This window comes from Sphingomonas qomolangmaensis (assembly GCF_024496245.1).
GTDB lineage: Bacteria > Pseudomonadota > Alphaproteobacteria > Sphingomonadales > Sphingomonadaceae > Sphingomonas > Sphingomonas qomolangmaensis.
Genome location: NZ_CP101740.1, coordinates 2,590,641 through 2,611,953, shown reverse-complemented (window position 1 = coordinate 2,611,953; position 21,313 = coordinate 2,590,641). Strand labels below are relative to the sequence as shown.

Genomic DNA, 21,313 nt, shown 5'->3' with positions numbered 1-21,313 from the left:
GGGCGGCTAGCACAAGCGACATGAAGACGCCCTTCCGCATCGGCACGCGCGGTTCGCCGCTGGCTCTCACCCAGGCGAACATGGTCCGCGCGCTGCTCGCCGCCGCGCACGACCGCGATCCGCTCGACTTCGAAATCGTCCCGATCCGCACCACCGGCGATCGGGTGCAGGACCGCCCGCTCGCCGAAATCGGCGGCAAGGCGTTGTGGACCAAGGAGCTCGATCGCGCGCTGCTCGACGGCGAGATCGATTGCGCGGTGCATTCGCTCAAGGATGTCGAGACGATCCGCCCCGATGCGATTGCCCTTCGCGCGATCCTGCCGCGCGCCGATGTCCGCGACCGGCTCGTCGGCGCAGCCTCGATCGACGATCTGCCGCATGGCGCGCGGATCGGCACCAGCAGCCCGCGCCGCGCCGCGCAGATGCGCAAGCTCCGCCCCGACCTGGTGATCGTGCCGTTTCGCGGCAATGTCGACACGCGGATCGGCAAGCTCGCCGCCGACGAAGCCGATGCGACGCTGCTCGCCGCCGCGGGGCTCGAACGGCTCGGCCGCGACGATGTCGGGGTGGCGATCCCGCTCGACCAGATGCTGCCCGCTCCCAGCCAGGGCGCGATCGGCATCGAGGTGCGCGCCGCCGACGCCGACGCGATCGCGACCGTCGCGGCGATCGACGACCCTGACACCCACGCCTGCGTGATGGTCGAACGCGCGCTGCTCGCGGCGTTGCAGGCCGATTGCCACTCACCCGTCGCCGCGCTCGCGCGGATCGAGGGCGGCCGGATCACGCTGTCGGCCGAGTTGCTGTCCGAGGATGGCGGCGCGCATGTCGCGGGCCGGATCGAGGGCACCGGCCCCGCCATCGCCGCCGATCTGGCGCGCGACCTGCTCGCACGCGCCCCCGAACCCGTCCGTCAGCGCTTCGGCGGCTAGGCAGCGCGAGCCGGTGCGGATCGTCGTCCTGCGACCCGAACCGGGCAATGCCGCGACCCGCGCGCGGATCGCCGAAGCGGGCATGGCGGCGGTGGCGATGCCGCTGTTCGCGGTTACCCCGCTAGCCTGGGAAGCACCCGATCCGGCGCGCTTCGATTCGCTGCTACTCACCAGCGCCAACGCGGTACGCCACGCCCGCGCCGCGCTGCCCACGCTCGCCGCGCTGCCGACCGTCGTCGTCGGCGAAGCCACCGCCGAAGCCGCACGCGCTGCCGGGCTGAACGTCGTCGCAGTCGGCGGAAGCGACGCCGATGCGGCGCGGCGCGAACTCGACCGCCTCGGCTTGGCGCGCGCGCTGCATCTGTGCGGGCGCGATCACCTGCTCGACCCCGGCGGCCCGATCGCGGCGGTGATCCCGGTCTATGCCAGCATCGAAACCACCGACCGGATCGACCTGTCGCCCGGCGACCTCGTGCTGGTCCACTCGCCCCGCGCCGCGCGCCGCCTCGCCGCGCTCGTCGCCGACCGCGCCGCGATCGGCGTCGTCGCGATCAGCCCGCGTGCCGCGCACGCCGCAGGCAGCGGCTGGCGGCAGGTGTCGATCGCCGCCACCCCCGATGACCCGGCGCTCATCGCCGCCGCCCTCGCCGCGCATTGACCCTGGCTGCGGCGCACGGGATAAGGCGCGCCATGAACCATGACGAAGTGTCGTTCGACGCGCCGCCCCGCCGGCGCAGTCGCGTGCAATTGGTCGCGTTGATCGGGGTGCTGGCGTTCGTCGCGGGGATCGCCGCGACCTATTGGTACGTCGCGCCGATGCTCGATCGGCTCGGCTATCGCTCGGGCACCGCCGCGCCGCAGCCGATCGTCGTCCAGCCGCAAGTCGTCGCCAACCAGCCCGCGCCGCCGGGCACCGACCTCGCCTCGCTCTACGCGCGCGAGATCACGCTGGCGGGCCGGATCCAGAGCCTCGAAACGCGGCTCGCCAATATCGACAGCGATTCGCGCGTCGCCTCGTCGTTCGCGACGCGTGCCGAGGCGCTGCTGGTCGCCTTCGCCGCGCGCCGTGCGCTCGATCGCGGGCTGCCGCTCGGCTATCTCGAGGGCCAGCTGCGCCAGCGCTTCACCCCGTCCGAACCACGCGCGACCAATTACGTCATCGAAGCCGCCCGATCGCCGGTGACGCTCGAAGACCTGCGGCTCGCGCTCGACACGCTGGCGCCCGAGCTGGTGTCGGGCAGCGACGGCGCGAACTGGTGGCAGAATTTCCGCCGCGAGATGGGCGGGCTCGTCGTGCTGCGCGAAGACGGCACCCCCAGCGGCCGCCCGACCGACCGGCTGATCCGCGCGCGCCGGATGCTCGATGCCGGCCATGTCGAAGGCGCGCTCGCCGAAATCGGGCGGATGCCCGGTGCGACGCAGGCCAGCAGTTGGATCGAGGCCGCGCGTCGCTATATCAATGCCAGGCGCGCGCTCGACATCATCGAGGCGGCAGCATTGCAGGGCGTAGAACCCCCCGCGCCGGCGCTCGGCGTCATCCCGACGCCGACACCGCCGCCGATGGTCGTGCCCGACGCCACGCCCGCCGAAACCACCTAGGAAGGACGACGCAATGGCCGAAATGGGCAGGTTCGATTGGCAGGACCCCTTCCAGCTTGAAGCACAGCTGACCGACGACGAACGCATGGTGCGCGACACCGCGCATGAATATTCGCGCGAAAAGCTCTTGCCCCGCGTCACCCGCGCTTTTCTCGACGAGCATTTTCACCGCGAGATCATGGACGAGATGGGCCAGCTCGGCCTGCTCGGGCCGACCATCCCCGAAACCTATGGCGGTGCGGGCCTCGGCTATGTCTCCTACGGCCTGGTCGCGCGCGAGGTCGAGGCAGTCGACAGCGGCTATCGCTCGGCGATGAGCGTCCAGTCGAGCCTCGTGATGCACCCGATCAACGCCTATGGGTCGGAGGCGCAGAAGCGCAAATATCTGCCCAAGCTGGCAAGCGGCGAATGGATCGGCTGTTTCGGCCTCACCGAACCCGATGCCGGGTCTGACCCCTCGGGCATGCGCACCCGCGCCCAGGCGATCGACGGCGGCGGCTATCGGCTGACCGGGTCCAAAATGTGGATCACCAATTCGCCGATCGCCGACGTTTTCGTCGTCTGGGCGAAATCCGACGCGCATGGCGGCGCGATCCGCGGCTTCGTCCTCGAAAAGGGCATGCAGGGGCTGACCGCACCCAAAATCGAGGGCAAATTGAGCCTGCGCGCCTCGATCACTGGTGAGATCGTGATGGACAATGTCGAAGTCGGCGAAGACGCGCTGCTGCCCGACGTCCAGGGGCTCAAAGGCCCGTTCGGCTGCCTCAACCGCGCGCGCTACGGCATCGCCTGGGGTACGATGGGCGCCGCCGAATTCTGCCTAGATGCCGCGCGCCAATATACGCTCGATCGCCAGCAATTCGGCCGCCCGCTCGCCGCGACGCAATTGGTACAGATCAAGCTCGCCGACATGCTCACCGAGATTTCACTCGGCCTCAACGCCTGCCTGCACGCTGGCCGGATGTTCGACGCGCACGAGCTCGCCCCCGACGCGATCTCGATCCTCAAACGCAACAATTGTGGCAAGGCGCTCGCGATCGCCCGCGTCGCGCGCGACATGCACGGCGGCAACGGCATCTCCGCCGATTTCCATGTGATGCGCCACGCGATCAACCTCGAAACGGTCAACACGTACGAGGGCACGCACGACGTCCACGGGCTGATCCTCGGCCGCGCAATCACCGGGATCGCGGCGTTCTGAGGAACGCCCCCCGCCCCCCTAGCCGTCACCCCAGCGAAAGCTGGGGTCTCCCTCCACCCAGCGCACGCTCGCGGCTCGAGACCCCAGCGTTCGCTGGGGTGACGGTAGAGGGGCAACAACCATGAACCTCTCCCCCACCCTCACCGGCTCCAATATCGAGCTGCGCCCCACCATCGCCGCCGACTGGCCCGCGCTCTACGCCGTCGCTGCCGACCCCCAGCTCTGGGCGATTCATCCCGCGCATGATCGCTGGCAGGAACCCGTCTTCCGCGCCTATTTCGACGATGCGCTCGCCCAGCCCGGCGCGCTCACCGTCCGCGAACGCGCCACCGACCGGGTGATCGGCGCCAGCCGCTTCCGCTCCGCCCCCGCCTATGACGGCATCGAGATCGGCTGGACCTTCATCGCGCGCGATCATTGGGGCGGCGCCACCAATGCCGAGATGAAGCGGCTGATGCTCGACCATTTGTTCGGCTTCGCCCCCCGGGCGGTCTTCATCGTCGGCGAAGGCAATCTGCGCTCGCGCCGCGCACTCGAAAAGATCGGCGCGCGCGCCACCGGCGAGGTCGAGACGCGCCGCATGGCAGGTGCCGATGTCGTCCACCTGATCTATGCGATCGACCGCGCATGAAGCCGCTCGAAGGCATCCGCGTGATCGAGCTGGCGCGAATCCTCGCCGGCCCCTGGTGTGGCCAGTTGCTCGCCGATCTGGGTGCCGACGTCATCAAGATCGAGCGCCCCGGCGCGGGCGACGACACCCGCCATTGGGGGCCGCCCTTCCTCCACGCGCCCGACGGCACCAATCTCGACGCCGCCTATTTCCACTCGACCAACCGCGGCAAGACGTCGCGCGCGATCGACATCGCGACGGCTGAGGGCCAGGCCGAGGTCCGCGCGCTGATCGCCGATGCCGATGTCATGATCGAAAATTACAAGGTCGGCGGGCTGGTCAAATACGGCCTCGATCACGCCAGCTTGAGCGCGCTCAACCCGCGCCTCATCACCTGTTCGATCACCGGCTTCGGTCAGACCGGACCCTATGCGCCGCGCGCGGGCTATGACTTCGTGATCCAGGCGATGGGGGGCTTCATGTCGCTCACGGGCGAGCCCGACGGCCCGCCGCAAAAGGCCGGCATCGCCTATGCCGACATCTTCACCGGGGTCTATTCGGCGGTCGCGATCCTCGCCGCGCTACGCCAGCGCGACATGACCGGCAGGGGCGCGCAGATCGACATGGCGCTGCTCGATACCCAGGTCGCGGTGCTCGCGAACCAGGCGCTCAACTGGATGGCATTGGGCAAGGTGCCGCACCGGATGGGCAATGGCCACGCCAACCTCGCCCCCTATCAGGCGTTCGAGACGAAAGACGATCCGCTAGTGATCGCGGTCGGCAATGACGGCCAGTTCGCCAGGCTCTGCGCGGTCCTCGGCCTCGACATCGCCGTCGACCCGCGCTTTGCGACCAACCCCGCGCGCGTCGCGAACCGTGCCGCGCTGATCCCGGTGATCGAATCCGCCACCCGCACCCGGCCACGCGACCAGCTCGCCGCCGCGCTCGAAGCCGCCGGCGTCCCCGCCGGCCCGATCAACACGCTCGACCAGATCTTCGCCGACCCACAGGTGGTCGCCCGCGGGATGCGCATCGCCCCGGGCGGCGTGCCCGGCGTTGCGAGCCCGATCGTGATCGACGGCGAGCGGATGGTGTCGGCAACCCCCAGCCCGAGGCGCGCGGCCAACGACGCCTGATTGGCCGCTAGGTCGCGCCACTTAAGCATAAGGCCTCAATCGCGCTATACTCTGCCAATTCTCTCGCAATACGCGCTTAGCCTGAATATCGATTTGCTCAGCCTATTCGCTTTGGCTAACTAATATTGATGAGGTTCGCGCTCTGGCCTTTGCTGCTATTCGGCTCCGATCAAGTACCATTGACGGCGGCCCCCGAGCTGCTGCGCCCGTGGACGAAGGAGCTGAGAGATCGGCAGCCCGACGACGCCTTTGCGGTCGTCTATCAGGTTGGATCAAATCGCCTGGTTTTTGTTGCTGCGCAGCATGAGAACAGGCGCGACAGCCTGACGTTCCGCATGATTAATGCTGCCTACGCGATAACGACGTTCGACACCGTGATCGCAGAGGGGTTCCCCACATCGTGGGGGCCAAACCCGTCTCGCATTCTTGATTATGTCACGAAGAACCCCGTGCGAAACGGCTTCACTGAGGGAGGTGAGACCGTACCAACGGCGCTGGGTGCCCGCCAGCAAGGTGCGATGCTCGTCGGCGGCGAAGCAGATGATGCCCAGATCGAGCGGCAAGTGATCGAAGCGGGAGCTTCCGGCGAAGATTTGCTCGGATTTTACACCTTGCGCGCTATCCCGCAGTGGATCGGTGAACGCAAAATCGCCGACGCGGGTGATCCGTCCCTCGCCGCGCTGGTGGAAAAGTCGCTTGATAGCAACCGTGCGGCGCTAGGGCTCCCGGCAGACACCCTTCCTCGCTACTTGGATTGGGCAGCTTGGTATGAAGCAAAAAACGGCAAGCCGATTGGCGCTGATTTTGTCACCGAGGAGGTTGGTCCTCTGTCAGACGGCGATTACAAAACAAATAGAATTGCAGTTTTAGTGGCGCGGGCGCGGGACGCATACTTGCATAACTTGATCATCAGCCACTTGAATAAGCACGAAAACGTGTTGGTAGTATTTGGCGCCAGCCACCTTATGATTCATCGCCCGGCCCTTGATCGGGTGCTTGGACATCCTTGTTTTGCTGGCACGGACCTGCGTGAAGCAAATTCTTTGTGCCACTAGGGCCCAAGCGGCGTTTCGGTCACTCCGCGCTATTTCAGATATAGCACCCTGTCGCCCCCTACTCGATCGGCGGCCCGAACACCGACCATCCCGTCCGATACGCCAGCATCTCGAGCCCGCGCACCCCCAGCATCGAATTGCCATGCTGATCCAGGTTCGGCGACCATACCGCGACCGATGCGATCTCGGGCACCACCGCCAGTATCCCGCCGCCGACGCCGCTCTTGGCGGGCAGGCCGACACGCAGCGCGAAGTCGCCCGATCCGTCATAATGGCCGCAGGTCATCATCAGCGCGAGCACCTTGCGCATCCGCTGCGCCTTGGCATCGGCCTTCTCGTCGTCGGGCGAGCGGCGGGTATGCGCCAGGAACAGCCCGGCGCGCGCCAGCCCCGCGCAATCGATCAGGAACGCGCATTGCTTCACATAGGCTTCCATCACCTCGTCGATCGGCGAGTGGAAATTGCCGTGATGCCGCATGAAGCTCATGATCGCGCGGTTGAGGTCGCCGCCCTCATGCTCCGACGCCATCACCTCGTCATTGAGTTCGACGCTATCGAGCCCCGCCTGGCGCCGCACGAATTCGACGACGGCTTCGGACTGTTTCTTGGCCGAAAGCTCCTCGACCAGGATATCGACCACCGCCAGCGCGCCGGCGTTGACGAACGGATTGCGCGGCAGCCCCGAGGTCTTTTCGAGATCAATGATCGAGTTGAACGGATCGCCCGAAGGCTCGCGCCCCACACGCTCGAACACCTTGTCGCCCAGCGCGCACAGCGCCAGTTCGAGCGCGAACACCTTCGATATGCTCTGCAGCGGGAACTGGGTCGCCGCCTCGCCCGCCGATACGACCTCGCCGTCGATCGTCGCCACCGCGATGCCGAACCCGCCCGGCGCCTCGCCCTCGACCTTGGCATCGGCTGCGCCTTCGATCTCGGCGGCCTTGTCGGCAATTTCCTCGGCGATTTCGATGACGATCTGCTGCAGCCTAAGGATCTTCATTCTCCTGCTATTCGGAGCCGCGACAACCGCCGACCCCGCCAAAGGGTCCGGTCGGCTAGCCGTCCAGCCGCTCGAGCAACGCCATCGCCGCGGCGGGGGCGCGCTCCTTGGCACCGTTGATCATGAAGACGAAGGTGTCGCGCGGCTGCTTCGGCGCCGCCACGTCGCTCGCATAGGGAAGCCCCTTGGGCTGCCGGCCCGACGCCCATTCGCGCGCCACCTCGGCCCAGCGATCGAGCGCGGTCGGCGCATAGCCGGCCACAAACCGCTCCTCGGCATTTTCGAGCCGCGCATAGACGAAATCGCCGGTCACATCGGCGATCGCCGGATACTCCGCCGAATCGGCATAGACGATCGCTACCCCCGCCGCGCGCGCCATCGCGACGAATTCGGCGACGTGGAAGCTTTCGTGCCGCACCTGCACCGCATGGCGCAGCGCCACCCCGTCGTGCGCGGCGGGCAGCAGCTTGAGGAACGCGCCGAAATCATCGGCATCGAACTTCTTGGTCGCCATGAACTGCCACAGGATCGGCCCCAGCCGGTCGCCGAGCTCGGTCAGCCCCTGCCCCAGGAACTTGCCGATCGATTCGCCCGCCTCGGCCAAGACCTTGCGATTGGTGGTGTAGCGCGACGCCTTCACCGCAAACACGAAGCCGTCTGGCACCGCCTTGGCCCAGCCCGCGAACGAGGCGGGCTTGAAGCTCGAATAATAGGTGCCGTTGATCTCGATCGCGGTCAGCTTCGACGCGGCATAGTCGAGCTCGCGCTTCTGGACGAGCCCCTCGGGATAAAAGACTCCGCCGCGCCAGGGTTCATAGGTCCAGCCGCCGATGCCGGCGCGAATCAGGGCGTTGGTCATCGCGCAGGATTAGCATGGCCCGGCGGCCGGACGACCCGAAGATTGCGCCCGAAGCTCAGGCGGCGAGCGCCTTGAGCGGCACCGCGGCATCGGCAAGCTGCTCGCGCGGCGGACGCGCCTGCTCGACCACCAATTTGCGCCCCTGGACATAGTCGCGCACCGCATTGACGCAATCGAGCGCGATCACCCGGCCTTCGCGCAGATACACCACCGAAAAACTCCGGCTCGCAGGATCGCCGCGCAGGATCGCTTCGTCATGCCCCGCCGAAATCCCGACGGTCTGCAATTTCAGGTCGTACTGGTTCGACCAGAACCAGGGCACCGAATCATAGGCGGCGGGGATGCCCAGGATCGTCCGCGCAACCACCGTCGCCTGGTCGTTGGCGTTCTGCACCGATTCGAGCCGCACTTCGCCGCCGGCAAAGCCGTTGGGATGCAGCGCGCAATCGCCCAGCGCGAAGATGTCGGGCAGCGAGGTCCGCCCCTGCGAATCGATCGCCACCCCGTTGCCGCCCGCCGCGCCCGCCGCCAGCAACGGCTCGACCGCGGGGACGATGCCGATGCCTACCACCACCAGATTGGCGGGCAGCACTTCGCCATCGGCAAGCCGCACCCCGGTGACCCGATCCTCGCCGACGATGCAGTCGACCGCACTGTTCAGTCGGATGTCGACGCCATGCGCGCGATGCTCGGCCTCGAAGAATCGCGACAGCGGCTCGCCCGCCACCCGCGCGAGCACGCGATCGAGCGCCTCGACCAACACCACCTGCTTGCCCGCCTTGGCGAGCACCGCCGCGGCCTCGAGCCCGATATAGCCGCCCCCCACGACCACCGCGCGCGCGACGTGCGGCAGCTCGGCCATCATTCGGTCGGCATCGGCGCGCGTGCGAACGGTGTGGACGCCGGCGAGATCGCCGCCTGCGCAGCTCAACCGCCGCGGCGCGCCGCCGGTCGCCCAGATCAGCTGGCGATAGCCGATCGTCTCGCCCGCCTGCGTCGTCAGCCGATGCGCCGCCGGATCGACCGCGACGACCCGGGTCGACAAGCGAAACGCGACGTCGCGCTCGGCCCAGAACGCCGCCGGGCGAATCAGCAACCGCTCGAACGCGCGCTCGCCGCTCAGATAGTCCTTCGACAAGGGCGGGCGCTCATAGGGAAGCTCGGCCTCGTCGCCGACCATCACGATCGATCCCGCAAACCCGCCTTGCCGCAGCGCGATCGCGCACGCCGCCCCACCATGCCCGGTCCCCACGATCACAATGTCCGCCGTGTCGCCTTCGAGTCGCATCGATCCTCCTGAAGGAGGAGACGTCTAAAGGCGCGGAGACCGCAGCGATAGGGAGGGGCGAACCACTTTCCTCCCCCGCCAGGGGGAGGGGAACCATGCGCAGCATGGTGGAGGGGGAGGACTCCCAACGACTCGCTCGGGTCCTCCCCCTCCACCGCTGCGCGGTCCCCCTCCCCCTGGCGGGGGAGGATTGAAGAAGAAGAAGAAGAAGAAGGAGCATTTCCCGAAAAAACCCGCACGCCTCGGCGGCGACCGTCATCCCGACGGTCGGCAGCAACCCTATCGATGTATCGATCAAGTCGCTGGAGCGGGCGAAGGGATTCGAACCCTCGACCCCAACCTTGGCAAGGTTGTGCTCTACCCCTGAGCTACGCCCGCTCTGGCGCTTCGACCCGACAGCGGCAAGCCCGCGTGTCTGGTCAAGGCGGCGGCCACTAGCACCCTGTTTCGGATGCGGCAACCCCCCGGCTGCGGCTTTTCGACGGGGGTTGGCCTGCCGCCGCAAAACGCCCACATGAGGGATCGACCCGAAACATCCGCAAGGAAGCCCGACTTGGCCACGCTTGGAATGACCGCCGCCGACAAGGAAGCCGTCGAAACCTTCCGCCGCGACGTCGTCGAACCCTCGATGAACGCGCTGGTGATCGTCTATTTCACCGCATCCTGGTGCGGGCCGTGCAAGGCGCTCGGCCCGGTGATCGACAAGGTGTCGACCGCCTATGCCGACAAGGGCGTGGTGCTCGCCAAGCTCGACATCGACGAGAACAAGTTCATCGCCGCGCAATTCCAGGTGCGATCGGTGCCGACGGTCTATGCGATGTTCCAGGGCCAGCCGATCGCCGATCTGACGCCTGCGCGCACCGAATCGCAGCTGAAGGCGATGCTCGACCAGCTGCTCGCGCAATTGCCGATCCAGAGCGAGAGCGCCGACCAGGAAGCCGAACTCGAACCGCTGATCGCGATGGGCGAGGAAGCGCTCGCCGCGGGCGATGCCGACCGCGCATTGTCGCTGTTCGACCAATTGGCGCAGATGGTCCCCGATCATCCCGCGGTCGCCTCGGGCCAGGTCCGCGCGCTGGTCGCCGCAGGGCGCCATGACGAGGCCGAGGCGGCGATCGCCGCGCTGCCCGAGGAAGCCGCCAAGGCGCCCGCGATCGCCCGCGCCAGATCGGCGCTGGCGCTGGCGCGCGAGGCGACCCCGGTCGACGATCTTTCGGGGCTCGAGGCGCAGGTCGCGGCCAATCCCGACGATCACGCACTGCGCTACGAACTCGCGGGCGGGCAGATGGCGGCGGGCGAACGCGACGCCGCCGCCGATCACCTGCTCCACATCGTCGCCGCCGATCGCGAATGGAGCGACGGCGCGGCGCGCCAGCGTTTGCTCAAATTGTTCGAGGTCGTCGGGCTCGAGGACCCCTGGGTCTCGTCGCAGCGCCGCCGCCTGTCGGCGATCCTGTTCGGATGAGCAACCGCCTGTCGGTCTTCCCGCTCGGCGGGGCGCTGCTGTTTCCGCGGATGCATCTGCCGCTGCACATCTTCGAGCCGCGCTATCGCGCGATGATCAGCGATTCGCTCGCGCGCGACCGGCGGATCGGCATGGTCCAGCCGCGCGGCCCCGGCGATCCGCCGCCCTTGTTCGAGGTCGGCTGCGTCGGCCGGATCATCGATGTCGAAGCGCTCGAGGACGGGCGCTACGACGTGGTGCTCGAAGGCGTCGCGCGCTTCCGCATCATCCGCGAGCTCGACGTCACCACGTCGTTCCGCCAGGTCGAGGCCGAGATCGAAACCGCGCGCGAGGGCGAAACATTGTCGCTCGGCAGCCGCGCCTCGATCGAGATGGAGGCACGGCGATTCGCCGAGGTCCAGGGCTATGCGGTCGATTGGGAAGCCGTCAGCCGACTCGACGACGAAAGCCTGGTCAACGGCATCGCCCAGATCGCACCGTTCGACGTCGCCTCGAAACAGGCGCTGCTCGAAAGCGACCGATTGGACGACCGCGCCGAGCTGATCGTCCAGCTGATGCAATTCTTCGGGCGCGCAGGCGATGACGGCGCGGGCACGCTGCAGTGATGTCGCCGCAATGAGCCTCGATCCGTGGCTGTTGTCAGTGCTGGTCTGTCCGGCGACGCGGACGCCGCTGCGCTACGACGAGGCGGCGGGGGAATTGGTGTCCGAGGCGGCGGGGCTTGCCTATCCGATCCGCGATGGGGTGCCGGTGATGCTGGCCGAGGAAGCAAGAGTGATCGCGAAATAGCTTCTTCCCCCCTCCCGCTTGCGGGAGGGGTCGGGGGAGGGCGTGTCACGAACGCCGCGCTGCCCCCTCGAACAAGCCCTCCCCCAGCCCCTCCCGCAAAGCGGGAGGGGAGCTCATTCGCCAACCCCGCCGATTTCCGCTACCCGCCCCCCCATGCCCTCGACCATGCCTTCCCATGACGCGATCATCCTCGGTGCCGGTGCCGCAGGCCTCATGTGCGCTGCCGTCGCCGGCCAGCGCGGCAAGCGCGTGCTGCTGGTCGATCACGCCGATCGCCCAGGCAAGAAGATCCTGATCTCGGGCGGTGGGCGCTGCAATTTCACCAATCTGCACACCGCGCCCGACCGGTTTCTCTCGGCCAATCCGCATTTCGCCAAGTCGGCGCTCGCGCGCTACAGCCCGCAGGATTTTCTCAGCTTAGTCGAGCGGCACGGCATCGGCTGGCACGAAAAGACGCTCGGCCAGCTCTTCTGCGATGGCTCGGCCAAGGCGATCGTCGAGATGCTGCTCGGCGAATGCGAGCGCGGCGGCGTCGCCCTGCACCTCGGCCATGCGGCGAGCGCGATCGACCATGCCGATGGCCGCTTCCGCGTGACGCTGGGCGGCGTCGTCCACGACGCGCCCGCGCTGGTGATCGCCACCGGCGGGCCTTCGATCCCCAAGATGGGTGCCACCGGCTTCGCCTATGACCTCGCCCGCCGCTTCGGCCTCAAGGTCGTCGAGCCGCGCCCCGCGCTCGTCCCGCTCACCCTCGGCGGCGACGATGTGCTGTTCCGCGAACTCTCGGGCGTCGCCGCCGACGTCGTCGCACGCACCGGCAAGACCGCATTTCGCGAGGCGGCGCTGTTCACCCATCGCGGCCTCTCGGGCCCCGCGATCCTGCAAATCTCGTCCTATTGGAAGCATGGTACCCCCGTCGGCATCGATTTTCTCCCCGGGCGCGCGCAGGGCTGGCTGCGCGAGGCCAAGCGCGCGCAACCGCGCTCGACGCTCCGGCGCCAACTCGCCGAGGCATTGCCCGAACGACTCGCGGTGACACTCGCCGAACGCCTGGGCCATGCGGATGAACTCTCGGCGCTCACCGACCGCCGCCTCGACGAGGCCGAACGCACGCTTTCGGCCTGGTCCTTCACCCCCAACGGCACCGAAGGCTATGCCAAGGCCGAGGTCACCGCGGGCGGAATCGCCACCGCCGAGCTCTCATCGCAAACAATGCAAGCCAAACGCGTCCAAGGTCTGTATGGGGTCGGTGAGGCCGTGGACGTCACCGGGTGGCTGGGCGGCTATAATTTTCAGTGGGCATGGGCCAGCGGCGTCGCCGCCGGCCAATCCCTCTGAGCCCCCAAACCATGGCTTGACGGGTGCATGATGCGCCCCAACATTCGGACATTGCATGACTTTCCAGAACATTCCGCCGCTTCTTGGTGAAGCGCTCGCAGCGCGTGGCTATACCGCGCTGACCCCCGTCCAGGCTTCGGTGATCGAGCCCGAAGCGCTCGGCCGCGACATGGTCGTCTCGGCGCAGACCGGCTCGGGCAAAACCGTCGCCTTCGGTCTCGCGATGGCCGAACAGCTGATGGAAGAGGGCCAGCTGCCCCAGCCGCGCGCGCCGCTCGCGCTGATCATCGCGCCGACCCGCGAGCTGGCGCTCCAGGTCAGCCGCGAGCTCGAATGGCTGTTCGCCGGCGCGCATGCCCGCATCGCCACCTGCGTCGGCGGCATGGACGCGTCGAAGGAGCGGCGGATGCTCAGCCACGGCACGCATATCGTCGTCGGCACCCCCGGCCGGTTGCGCGACCATCTCGAACGCGGCGCGCTCGACCTGTCGGCGCTGCGAGTCGCGGTGCTCGATGAAGCCGACGAGATGCTCGACATGGGCTTTCGCGAAGATCTCGAGGAAATCCTCGACGCGACGCCGAACGAGCGCCGCACGTTGCTGTTCTCGGCGACGATGCCCAAGCCGATCGTCGCGCTCGCCAAGCGCTACCAGCGCGACGCGCTGCGCATCTCGACCGTCGGCGAGGATCGCGGCCATGGCGACATCGTCTATCAGGCAGTTGCGGTCGCGCCTGCCGATATCGAAGCGGTGGTGGTGAACCTCCTGCGCCTGCACGAAGCCGAAACCGCGATGCTGTTCTGCGCCACCCGTGACGCGGTGCGCCGGCTCCACGCCAGCCTGGTCGAGCGTGGCTTCGCGGCGGTCGCGCTGTCGGGCGAGCATAGCCAGAACGAGCGCAACCACGCGCTGCAGGCGCTGCGCGATCAGCGCGCGCGCGTCTGCGTCGCCACCGACGTCGCCGCGCGCGGCATCGATCTGCCGACGCTCAGCCTAGTCGTCCATGTCGAGCTGCCGCGCGATGCCGAGACGCTCCAGCATCGCTCGGGCCGCACCGGGCGCGCGGGACGCAAGGGTACCGCGATCCTGATCGTCCCCTATCCGCGCCGCAAGCGAGTCGAAGGCGTGCTGCGCGGCGCCAAGATCAACGCCGAATGGATCGAAGCGCCGACGCTCGAGGACATTCAGAAGCAGGACCGCGAACGCCTGCTCGTTGCGCTGACCGCGCCGATCGAGATCGACGACGAGGATCGCGCGCTCGGCGCGCGGCTGCTCGAACAGTCGACGCCCGAGGATATCGCCGCACGGCTGGTACGCGCGCATCGCGCAACGATGCCGCGCCCCGAGGAAATGCTCGACCAGAGCCAGGGCGGCTCGAACGACCGCCAGGAACGCGATCGCGGCCCGCGCGCCGGGTTCGAGGATACCGTCTGGTATCGCATGGACATCGGCCGCCGCCAGAACGCCGATCCGCGCTGGCTGCTGCCCTTGCTGTGCCGCCGCGGTCACATCACCAAGAACGAGGTCGGCGCGATCCGCATCGCCGACAATGAAACGCTGTTCGAAATCCCGCGCGCGATCGCCCAGAAGTTCAACGTCGCGGTCCAGCGCAGCGAGGCCGAGGATTCGAGCGGCATCGGCATCCAGGCGATCGACGGCCCGCCCTCGCCCGGCGGCCGCGAACGCGGCGGCCCCCCGCGCAACCGCCTCAGCGCGCGCCCGGTAACCCGCCACAAGGCAACCCCGCATCGCGGCAGCGGCGGCGGCGGCGGTCGCCCACCGCGCGGGTAACTTAACTGCTCTAAGGAAGAGGGTAGGCGCCAACCTTCTCCCCTCCCTGTAAGGGAGGGGTTGGGGGTGGGTAGGCCAGTTGCCGGGCGCGCCGTTCCCCAACAAGCCGACCCACCCCCGGCCCCTCCCTTGACCAGGGAGGGGAGCAAAAGGAGGGATGGTGGCTTCCCCCACCCCACCCCACCACCTTTCGTCCCCTTTCGCCCCGCCACGATCCCGGCTAGGCCTGAGCGCATGTCGTCGATCATCCGCTGCAACGTCGCCATTGTCGGGGCAGGTCTGGCTGGCGGCCTCATCGCGCTGGCGCTGCGCGAGATGCGCCCGGGCTGCGACGTCCGGCTGATCGACGCCGCCGGCGTCATCGGCGGCAACCATGTGTGGTCGTTCTTCGCCTCCGACGTTGCACCCGAACATCGCTGGATCCTCAGCCCCCTGATCACCTACGGCTGGGACAGCTACGACATCGCCTTTCCGGCGCATGGCCGGACGATCCGCGAACCCTATTTCAGCATCGAATCCGACCGGCTCGACAAGGTCGTGCGCGAAAAGCTGCCACCGCAGGCGCTGATGCTTCGCCGCAAGGTGGCCGAGGTCACCCCCACCGCCGTCGTGCTCGCCGATGGCGACCGGGTCGAGGCCGATGGCGTCATCGATTGCCGCGGCGCGGGCGACCTGTCGCATCTCGACATGGGCTGGCAGAAATTCGTCGGCGAGGAGCTCGAGCTCGCCGCACCGCACGAAGCCCCGCGCCCGATGGTGATGGACGCGACGGTCGAGCAGATCGACGGCTATCGCTTCGTCTATTGCCTGCCCTTCGGTCGCAAAAGGATGTTCGTCGAGGACACCTATTACAGCGACACCCCCGAGATCGCCGTGACCGACAACAAATCGCGAATCGCCGAATACGCCGCCGCGCGCGGCTGGCAGGTCGAGCGGGTCGCCCGCCAGGAAAGCGGCGCGCTGCCCGTGGCGTTCGGCGGCGATTTCGCGGGCTATTGGAATTCGGGCGGCAAACAGGTGGCCAAGGCCGGCATGCGCGCGGGCCAATTCCACCCGCTCACCGGCTATTCGCTGCCCGATGCGGTCCGCACGGCCGCCGCGGTCGCGCGGATGACCGATTATTCGGGTGCCGCGCTCCACGAAGCCTTGCACGGCATGGCCGCCTCGACCTGGGGCAGCCGTCGCTTCTACCGCATGCTTTCGGCGATGCTGTTCAAGGCCGCCGAACCCGAGGAACGCTATCGCGTCCTCGAACGCTTTTACCGCCTCGACGCGCGGCTGGTCAGCCGCTTCTACGCGGGCCATTCCACGGCATTCGACAAGCTGAGGGTATTAACCGGCAAGCCGCCGGTGCCCATCGGCCGCGCGATCGCCGCCATCCGGGAGACGAATTAGTGAAGACCGCAGCGGTGATCGGCGCAGGCTTTGGTGGCCTTGCCCTCGCCATCCGCCTCCAGGCGGCCGGCGTCCAGACGACGATTTTCGAAGGCCGCGACAAGCCCGGCGGCCGCGCTTATTATTGGGAGAAGGACGGCTTCGTCTTCGATGGCGGCCCCACCGTCATCACCGCGCCCGAAGCGCTGCAGGAGCTGTGGGCGCTGTCGGGCCACGACATGGCCGACGACGTCACGCTCGCGCCGGTGCTGCCCTTCTATCGGCTCAACTGGGTCGACGGCACGAATTTCGACTATACCAACGACGATGCGGTGCTGAAGGCCGAGATCGCCAAGCTCGATCCCGCCGACATCGCAGGCTATGCCAAGTTCCTCGAATATTCGGCCGGCGTGTATGAGGAGGGCTATCTCAAGCTCGGCTCGACCGCGTTCCTCGACTTCGGCTCGATGCTCAAGGCCGCGCCCGCGCTCGCCAAATACCAGGCGTGGCGCTCGGTCTATTCGATCGTTTCGGGCTTCGTGAAGAACGAGAAACTGCGCCAGGCGCTGTCGTTCCACACCCTGCTGGTCGGCGGCGATCCGATGAAGACGTCGAGCATCTACGCACTGATCCACAAGCTCGAGCGCGACGGCGGCGTGTGGTTCGCGATGGGCGGCACCAACAAGCTGGTCGCTGGCATGGTTCGCCATTTCGAGCGGCTCGGCGGCGAAGTGCGCCTCGACGATCCGGTCGCCGCGATCGAAACGCTCGGCGACCGAGTCACCGGCGTGACGACGCAGAAGGGCTATCATCTCGACGTCGATGCCTGCGCGTCGAACGGCGATATCGTCCACAGCTATCGCGAACTGCTCAAGGGTTCGCGCAGCGCGCAGCGCACCGCGCAGAAGCTCGAGAAGAAGAAATATTCACCGTCGCTGTTCGTCGTCCATTTCGGCATCAAGGGCACCTGGCCCGGCATCCCGCACCACATGATCCTGTTCGGCCCGCGCTATAAGGAGCTGCTCGCCGACATCTATGATCATGGCGTGCTGTCCGAGGATTTCTCGCTCTACCTCCACCACCCGACCGTCACCGATCCGTCGATGGCGCCCGAGGGGCATTCGACCTTCTACGCGCTAGCCCCGGTCCCGCATCGCGGCAAATTCCCCGCCGACTGGGACGAGATCGCGCCGATCCTCGAAAAGCGCATCCTCGACGAGATCGGTCGCCGGCTGATCCCCGACATCCACGAACGGATCGTCACCAAGTTCAGCTATACGCCAAAGGACTTCAGCGACGATTTGAACGCGCACCAGGGCAGCGCCTTCTCGCTCGAACCGTTGCTGACCCAGAGCGCCTATTTCCGCGCGCACAATCGCGACGACAACATCCCCAACATGTATTTCGTCGGGGCGGGCACGCATCCGGGCGCGGGCATCCCGGGGGTCGTGGGTAGCGCGAAGGCTACCGCCAAGCTGATGCTGGAGAGCGCGCGATGAACCCTAGCGCAATCCTCCCCCGCAGGGGGAGGGGGACCGCGAAGCGGTGGAGGGGGATCGCCCCACGCGGTATCGCCCTTGGCAGCCCCCCTCCACCATGCTGCGCATGGTCCCCCTCCCCCTGCGGGGGAGGTTCGGCAGCATGAAACGGCTCGCAGTGTATTGCGGCTCGGCGACCCCCGCCGACCCGGTGTATATCGAATGCGCGCGGCACGTGGGCCGCACCCTCGCCGAGCGCGGCATCGGCGTCGTCTATGGCGGCGGGCGGCTCGGCCTGATGGGGGCGGTCGCCGACGCCGCGCTCGAAGCCGGCGGCGAAGTCATCGGCGTGATCCCCGAAGCGCTGGTCAATGCCGAGGTCGCGCATCGCGGGCTCACGTCGCTCGAAACCGTCGCGACGATGCACGAGCGCAAGGCGCGATTCACCGAATTGTCCGACGGCTTCGTCACCATCCCCGGCGGCACCGGCACGATGGACGAATTATGGGAAGCGATGAGCTGGTCGCAATTGGGCTATCATTCGGACCCGGTCGGGTTGCTCAACGTGGCGGGCTATTACGACCATCTGATCGCCTTCGTCGACCAGATGGCCGCCACCGGCTTCCTGCGCCCGCAGCACCGCGACATCCTGATCGTCGAGGACGACCTCTCGCGGCTGCTGGGCAAGATGGCGGCGTACGAGCCCCACACCCCGATCTTCCGGATGTCGCGCGAAGAGCTTTGACGCATATTTGATCCCTTACTCCCTCCCCGTTCGTGCTGAGCTTGTCGAAGCACCGTTCTTCTCTATCCCGGCAAAAGAAGTACGGCACTTCAACAAGCTCAGTGCGAACGGAATGTAAGCCAGTGACCCACCCCCTGCCCGCGCGCGCCGCGATCGTCGCCACCGCGCAGCAATCGATCGCGCGTGGATCGAAGAGCTTCGCCGCCGCCTCGCGGCTGTTCGATCGCGCCACCCGCGAGCGCGCCTGGCTGCTCTACGCCTGGTGCCGCGCGTGCGACGACCTCGCCGACGGGCAGGACCATGGCCATGGCATGCAGATCGTCGCCGATCCGCAGGCGCGAATCGCTGAAATCCGCGCCAAGACCGACGCCGCCTTTGCCGGCCAATGGGTCGGCGATCCCGCCTTCGACGCGCTGCGGATCGTCGCTGCCGAAACGCGCATGCCCAAGCGCTTCGCCGACGATGTCGTCGCGGGCTTCCAGCTCGACGCCGATGACTGGCGCCCGCGCAGCGAGGCCGATCTCTATCGCTATTGCTATCATGTCGCCGGCGTCGTCGGCTGCATGATGGCGGTGGTGATGGGGGTCGACCCCGCCGACGAGGCAACGCTCGACCGCGCCTGCGACCTCGGCCTCGCCTTCCAGCTCGCCAATATCGCGCGCGATATCGAGGAGGATGACCGCGTCGGCCGCTGCTACCTCCCCGTCGAATGGCTGGTCGAGATGGACATCCCGCCGGGCCAGCACATGAAGCCCCCCTTCCGCCAGCGGCTAGCGGTGCTCTCGAAGCGCCTGGCCGACCGCGCCGAACTCCACGAGGCAAGCGCGCGCGTCGGCACCAAGGCGTTGTCCTTCCGCTCGGCCTGGGCGGTGCTCGCGGCCGCGGGGATCTACGGCGACATCGCACGCCGCGTCGGCGAGCGCGGCGAACATGCCTGGGACCACCGCGTCACCACCTCGGGCGGCGAAAAGCTCGGCTGGATCGTGCGGAGCTTCAGCCAAGCGCGGGCGCGCGAGGGCTACCCCGACACCCCGCGCGATCCGTTGCTATGGACCCGCCCGCGCTAGACTTCTCCCCTCCCTGGACAGGGAGGGGCCGGGGGTGGGTAGGCCGGTTGGCGGGCGCAGCGGTTCCCAAAGAACCGACCCACCCCCAACCCCTCCCTTAACCAGGGAGGGGAGCAGAAATGGGAAGCTCGCCCAACCCCAGCCGCCGCTCGCGCAACGCCCCCGCCAGCGCCCACGCATCCCCCACCCGGATATCGCGCACCGACGCCCCGTCGAGCACCGCGCCGCCCGCGGTATCGGGGTGCAGCGTCGCCACCCCCAGCCGGCGCTGCAGCCAGCTGCGGCGGATCGTCACCACCTGGACGTTGCGCACCGGGACGATCCACTGCTTGCGCGTCAGCACCCCGCGCTGGACATAGAGCGCATCCCCCGGCAACACCTCCCCCGTGAGGCCGTAGCGATGATAACGCCGCCGCAGCAGCGCCACCGCCAGCACCGGCAGCAGCAAGGGCAACGCGAACAGGATCGGCAGCGCGAAGAATGCGCCGATCACGATCGCGACCGCGGGCACCCCGACATGGCGAAGCACCGCGCGCCACACATGCCCGCTCGACACCCGCGTCAACGCTTCGGGATCGGCGCGCACCATCGCCAGCGGCGCGAGCAGCCGATCGACCTCGGCATCGCGCGCGAACGGCGCGACCTCGGGCGTCCCCGTCTCGCCTTCGCCGCCCATCGTCTGCAGCTTCAGCCGTGACCAACCCAGCCGCCGCCGCACCCAGCCGGTATCGATCACCGCCAGCTGCACCCGGCGCAGCGCAATCACCACTTCGCTATGCGTCAGCAGCCCGCGCGAGCGGCGATAGCGCCCGTCCTCGTCGCGCAGCGTAAAGCCGAAATCGCGCAGCAGCGTCCGCACGAGCCCCGCGACCACCCCCAGCGACGCGATCGCAATTCCCGCGATCAGCCACGCCACCATCGTCCAGTCGGCGGCTAGCTCGGTGCGCGCGAACAGTTGCTGCCAGAATGCACGCCCCCAGATATTGTAACCCAGCCAATCCTCGAAATATTGCAGCGTCCCGAACAGCACGCCTAGCCACACCAGCGAGAAGTTGAACAACCCCCACAGCACGACGCGCGGCACCCCCATCGCGAACACGATCGGTGACGCCTCAGCGCTCGCAGCCGGTGCCGAATCGACCGCAACCCCGCGCCGCCGGATCACCTCGCGCAGCCGATACGCTTCGGTCAGCGACACGCTGTCGAGATCGCCCTCATCCTCGCCCGATCCGCCGGTCTCGAGCTTCACCTTCGCCAGCCCGAACACCCGCGCGAGCAATTTGCGCTCGATATCGACGTCGAGCACGCGCTCGAACGGGATGATCCGCCGGTTGCGGCTGAGCATCCCGCTCTCGATCACCACCGAATCGGCGGTCAGCGCATAGGTGAAGCGCCGCCACGCCAGCCATTTGAACCCCGCCGCCACCAGCGTGATCGCCACCGCCCCCAGCGCGATATAGAGGAACGACGTCCGCGACATCACCGCGAACAGCGCCGGCAGCCCGAGCAAGGTCGACGGCGCCTGGCGCAGCACGCCCAGCAGCACCGTCGCCGGATGCAGCCGCCGCGGCGCGTCGAGGGTCGGCAA

20 protein-coding genes and 1 tRNA gene are annotated in these 21,313 nt (G+C 67.8%); 16 read left to right on the top strand and 5 right to left on the bottom strand.

Translation table 11 applies throughout. The features are described 5' to 3' along the window. Positions 1–20 precede the first annotated feature (20 nt). The 7 genes from hemC to NMP03_RS12440 all read left to right on the top strand — a co-directional run bounded on the left by hemC (position 21) and on the right by NMP03_RS12440 (position 6,533). Complete coding sequence (hemC, locus tag NMP03_RS12470) at positions 21–932, top strand: hydroxymethylbilane synthase (protein ID WP_256505750.1); 912 nt, start codon at positions 21–23, stop codon at positions 930–932. Between the two features lie 13 nt (positions 933–945). Continuing rightward, positions 946–1,590 carry a uroporphyrinogen-III synthase gene (locus NMP03_RS12465; RefSeq protein ID WP_256505749.1) on the top strand — a complete coding sequence of 215 codons (645 nt, stop codon included), beginning with the start codon at positions 946–948 and terminating at the stop codon, positions 1,588–1,590. A 32-nt stretch (positions 1,591–1,622) separates the two neighbouring features. Further along, positions 1,623–2,531: a hypothetical protein gene (locus tag NMP03_RS12460; protein WP_256505748.1), complete on the top strand. Its 909-nt coding sequence runs from the start codon at positions 1,623–1,625 to the stop codon at positions 2,529–2,531. Between the two features lie 13 nt (positions 2,532–2,544). After that, positions 2,545–3,732: an acyl-CoA dehydrogenase gene (locus tag NMP03_RS12455; protein ID WP_256505746.1), complete on the top strand. Its 1,188-nt coding sequence runs from the start codon at positions 2,545–2,547 to the stop codon at positions 3,730–3,732. Between the two features lie 121 nt (positions 3,733–3,853). Further along, positions 3,854–4,363, top strand: a complete 510-nt coding sequence (locus NMP03_RS12450; RefSeq protein WP_256505745.1) for a GNAT family N-acetyltransferase — start codon at positions 3,854–3,856, stop codon at positions 4,361–4,363. Continuing rightward, entirely contained in the window at positions 4,360–5,478 is a 1,119-nt protein-coding gene (locus tag NMP03_RS12445; RefSeq protein ID WP_256505744.1) for a CaiB/BaiF CoA transferase family protein, read from the top strand. The genes NMP03_RS12450 and NMP03_RS12445 overlap by 4 nt, the downstream gene beginning before the upstream one ends. Positions 5,479–5,606: 128 nt before the next feature. Next, on the top strand, positions 5,607–6,533 hold the full coding sequence (locus NMP03_RS12440; RefSeq protein ID WP_256505743.1) for a hypothetical protein: 927 nt from the start codon (positions 5,607–5,609) through the stop codon (positions 6,531–6,533). A gap of 58 nt (positions 6,534–6,591) precedes the next feature. Here NMP03_RS12440 and glsA read toward each other — a convergent pair whose 3' ends face one another. From glsA to NMP03_RS12420, 4 genes are all read right to left on the bottom strand, one after another. Next, positions 6,592–7,533: a glutaminase A gene (gene glsA, locus NMP03_RS12435; protein ID WP_256505741.1), complete on the bottom strand. Its 942-nt coding sequence runs from the start codon at positions 7,531–7,533 to the stop codon at positions 6,592–6,594. A 55-nt stretch (positions 7,534–7,588) separates the two neighbouring features. Beyond that, positions 7,589–8,392 (bottom strand): DUF72 domain-containing protein, encoded by an 804-nt coding sequence (locus NMP03_RS12430; protein ID WP_256505740.1) that lies wholly within the window; start codon positions 8,390–8,392, stop codon positions 7,589–7,591. Positions 8,393–8,447: 55 nt separating this feature from the next. Then, positions 8,448–9,680, bottom strand: coding sequence for an NAD(P)/FAD-dependent oxidoreductase (locus NMP03_RS12425; RefSeq protein ID WP_256505739.1), 1,233 nt, complete (start codon positions 9,678–9,680; stop codon positions 8,448–8,450). 303 nt (positions 9,681–9,983) lie between these two features. Continuing rightward, positions 9,984–10,058: transfer RNA gene (locus NMP03_RS12420), tRNA-Gly, on the bottom strand. A 190-nt stretch (positions 10,059–10,248) separates the two neighbouring features. Between NMP03_RS12420 and NMP03_RS12415 the strand changes: the two genes are divergently transcribed. The 9 genes from NMP03_RS12415 to NMP03_RS12375 all read left to right on the top strand — a co-directional run bounded on the left by NMP03_RS12415 (position 10,249) and on the right by NMP03_RS12375 (position 19,725). Further along, positions 10,249–11,145, top strand: coding sequence for a tetratricopeptide repeat protein (locus NMP03_RS12415; protein WP_256508122.1), 897 nt, complete (start codon positions 10,249–10,251; stop codon positions 11,143–11,145). Beyond that, positions 11,142–11,750, top strand: a complete 609-nt coding sequence (locus NMP03_RS12410) for an LON peptidase substrate-binding domain-containing protein (protein ID WP_256505737.1) — start codon at positions 11,142–11,144, stop codon at positions 11,748–11,750. Before NMP03_RS12415 ends, NMP03_RS12410 begins: the two co-directional genes overlap by 4 nt. Before the next feature lie 10 nt (positions 11,751–11,760). Then, complete coding sequence (locus NMP03_RS12405; RefSeq protein ID WP_256505736.1) at positions 11,761–11,934, top strand: Trm112 family protein; 174 nt, start codon at positions 11,761–11,763, stop codon at positions 11,932–11,934. Positions 11,935–12,099: 165 nt separating this feature from the next. Beyond that, positions 12,100–13,272, top strand: coding sequence for a BaiN/RdsA family NAD(P)/FAD-dependent oxidoreductase (locus NMP03_RS12400; RefSeq protein ID WP_406697742.1), 1,173 nt, complete (start codon positions 12,100–12,102; stop codon positions 13,270–13,272). Positions 13,273–13,327: 55 nt separating this feature from the next. Further along, positions 13,328–15,061, top strand: coding sequence for a DEAD/DEAH box helicase (locus NMP03_RS12395; RefSeq protein WP_256505734.1), 1,734 nt, complete (start codon positions 13,328–13,330; stop codon positions 15,059–15,061). A 234-nt stretch (positions 15,062–15,295) separates the two neighbouring features. Next, positions 15,296–16,456, top strand: a complete 1,161-nt coding sequence (gene crtY, locus NMP03_RS12390; protein WP_256505733.1) for a lycopene beta-cyclase CrtY — start codon at positions 15,296–15,298, stop codon at positions 16,454–16,456. Further along, complete coding sequence (locus NMP03_RS12385) at positions 16,456–17,934, top strand: phytoene desaturase (RefSeq protein ID WP_256505732.1); 1,479 nt, start codon at positions 16,456–16,458, stop codon at positions 17,932–17,934. The genes crtY and NMP03_RS12385 overlap by 1 nt, the downstream gene beginning before the upstream one ends. 142 nt (positions 17,935–18,076) lie before the next feature. Continuing rightward, the gene (locus NMP03_RS12380; RefSeq protein ID WP_256505731.1) at positions 18,077–18,658 is read left to right on the top strand and encodes an LOG family protein; all 582 of its coding nucleotides are present in this window, start codon (positions 18,077–18,079) and stop codon (positions 18,656–18,658) included. 122 nt (positions 18,659–18,780) lie between these two features. Beyond that, positions 18,781–19,725 (top strand): phytoene/squalene synthase family protein, encoded by a 945-nt coding sequence (locus NMP03_RS12375; protein WP_256505730.1) that lies wholly within the window; start codon positions 18,781–18,783, stop codon positions 19,723–19,725. Positions 19,726–19,822: 97 nt separating this feature from the next. Here the strand turns inward: NMP03_RS12375 and NMP03_RS12370 are convergent, their stop codons facing one another. Then, complete coding sequence (locus NMP03_RS12370) at positions 19,823–21,313, bottom strand: PH domain-containing protein (RefSeq protein ID WP_256505729.1); 1,491 nt, start codon at positions 21,311–21,313, stop codon at positions 19,823–19,825.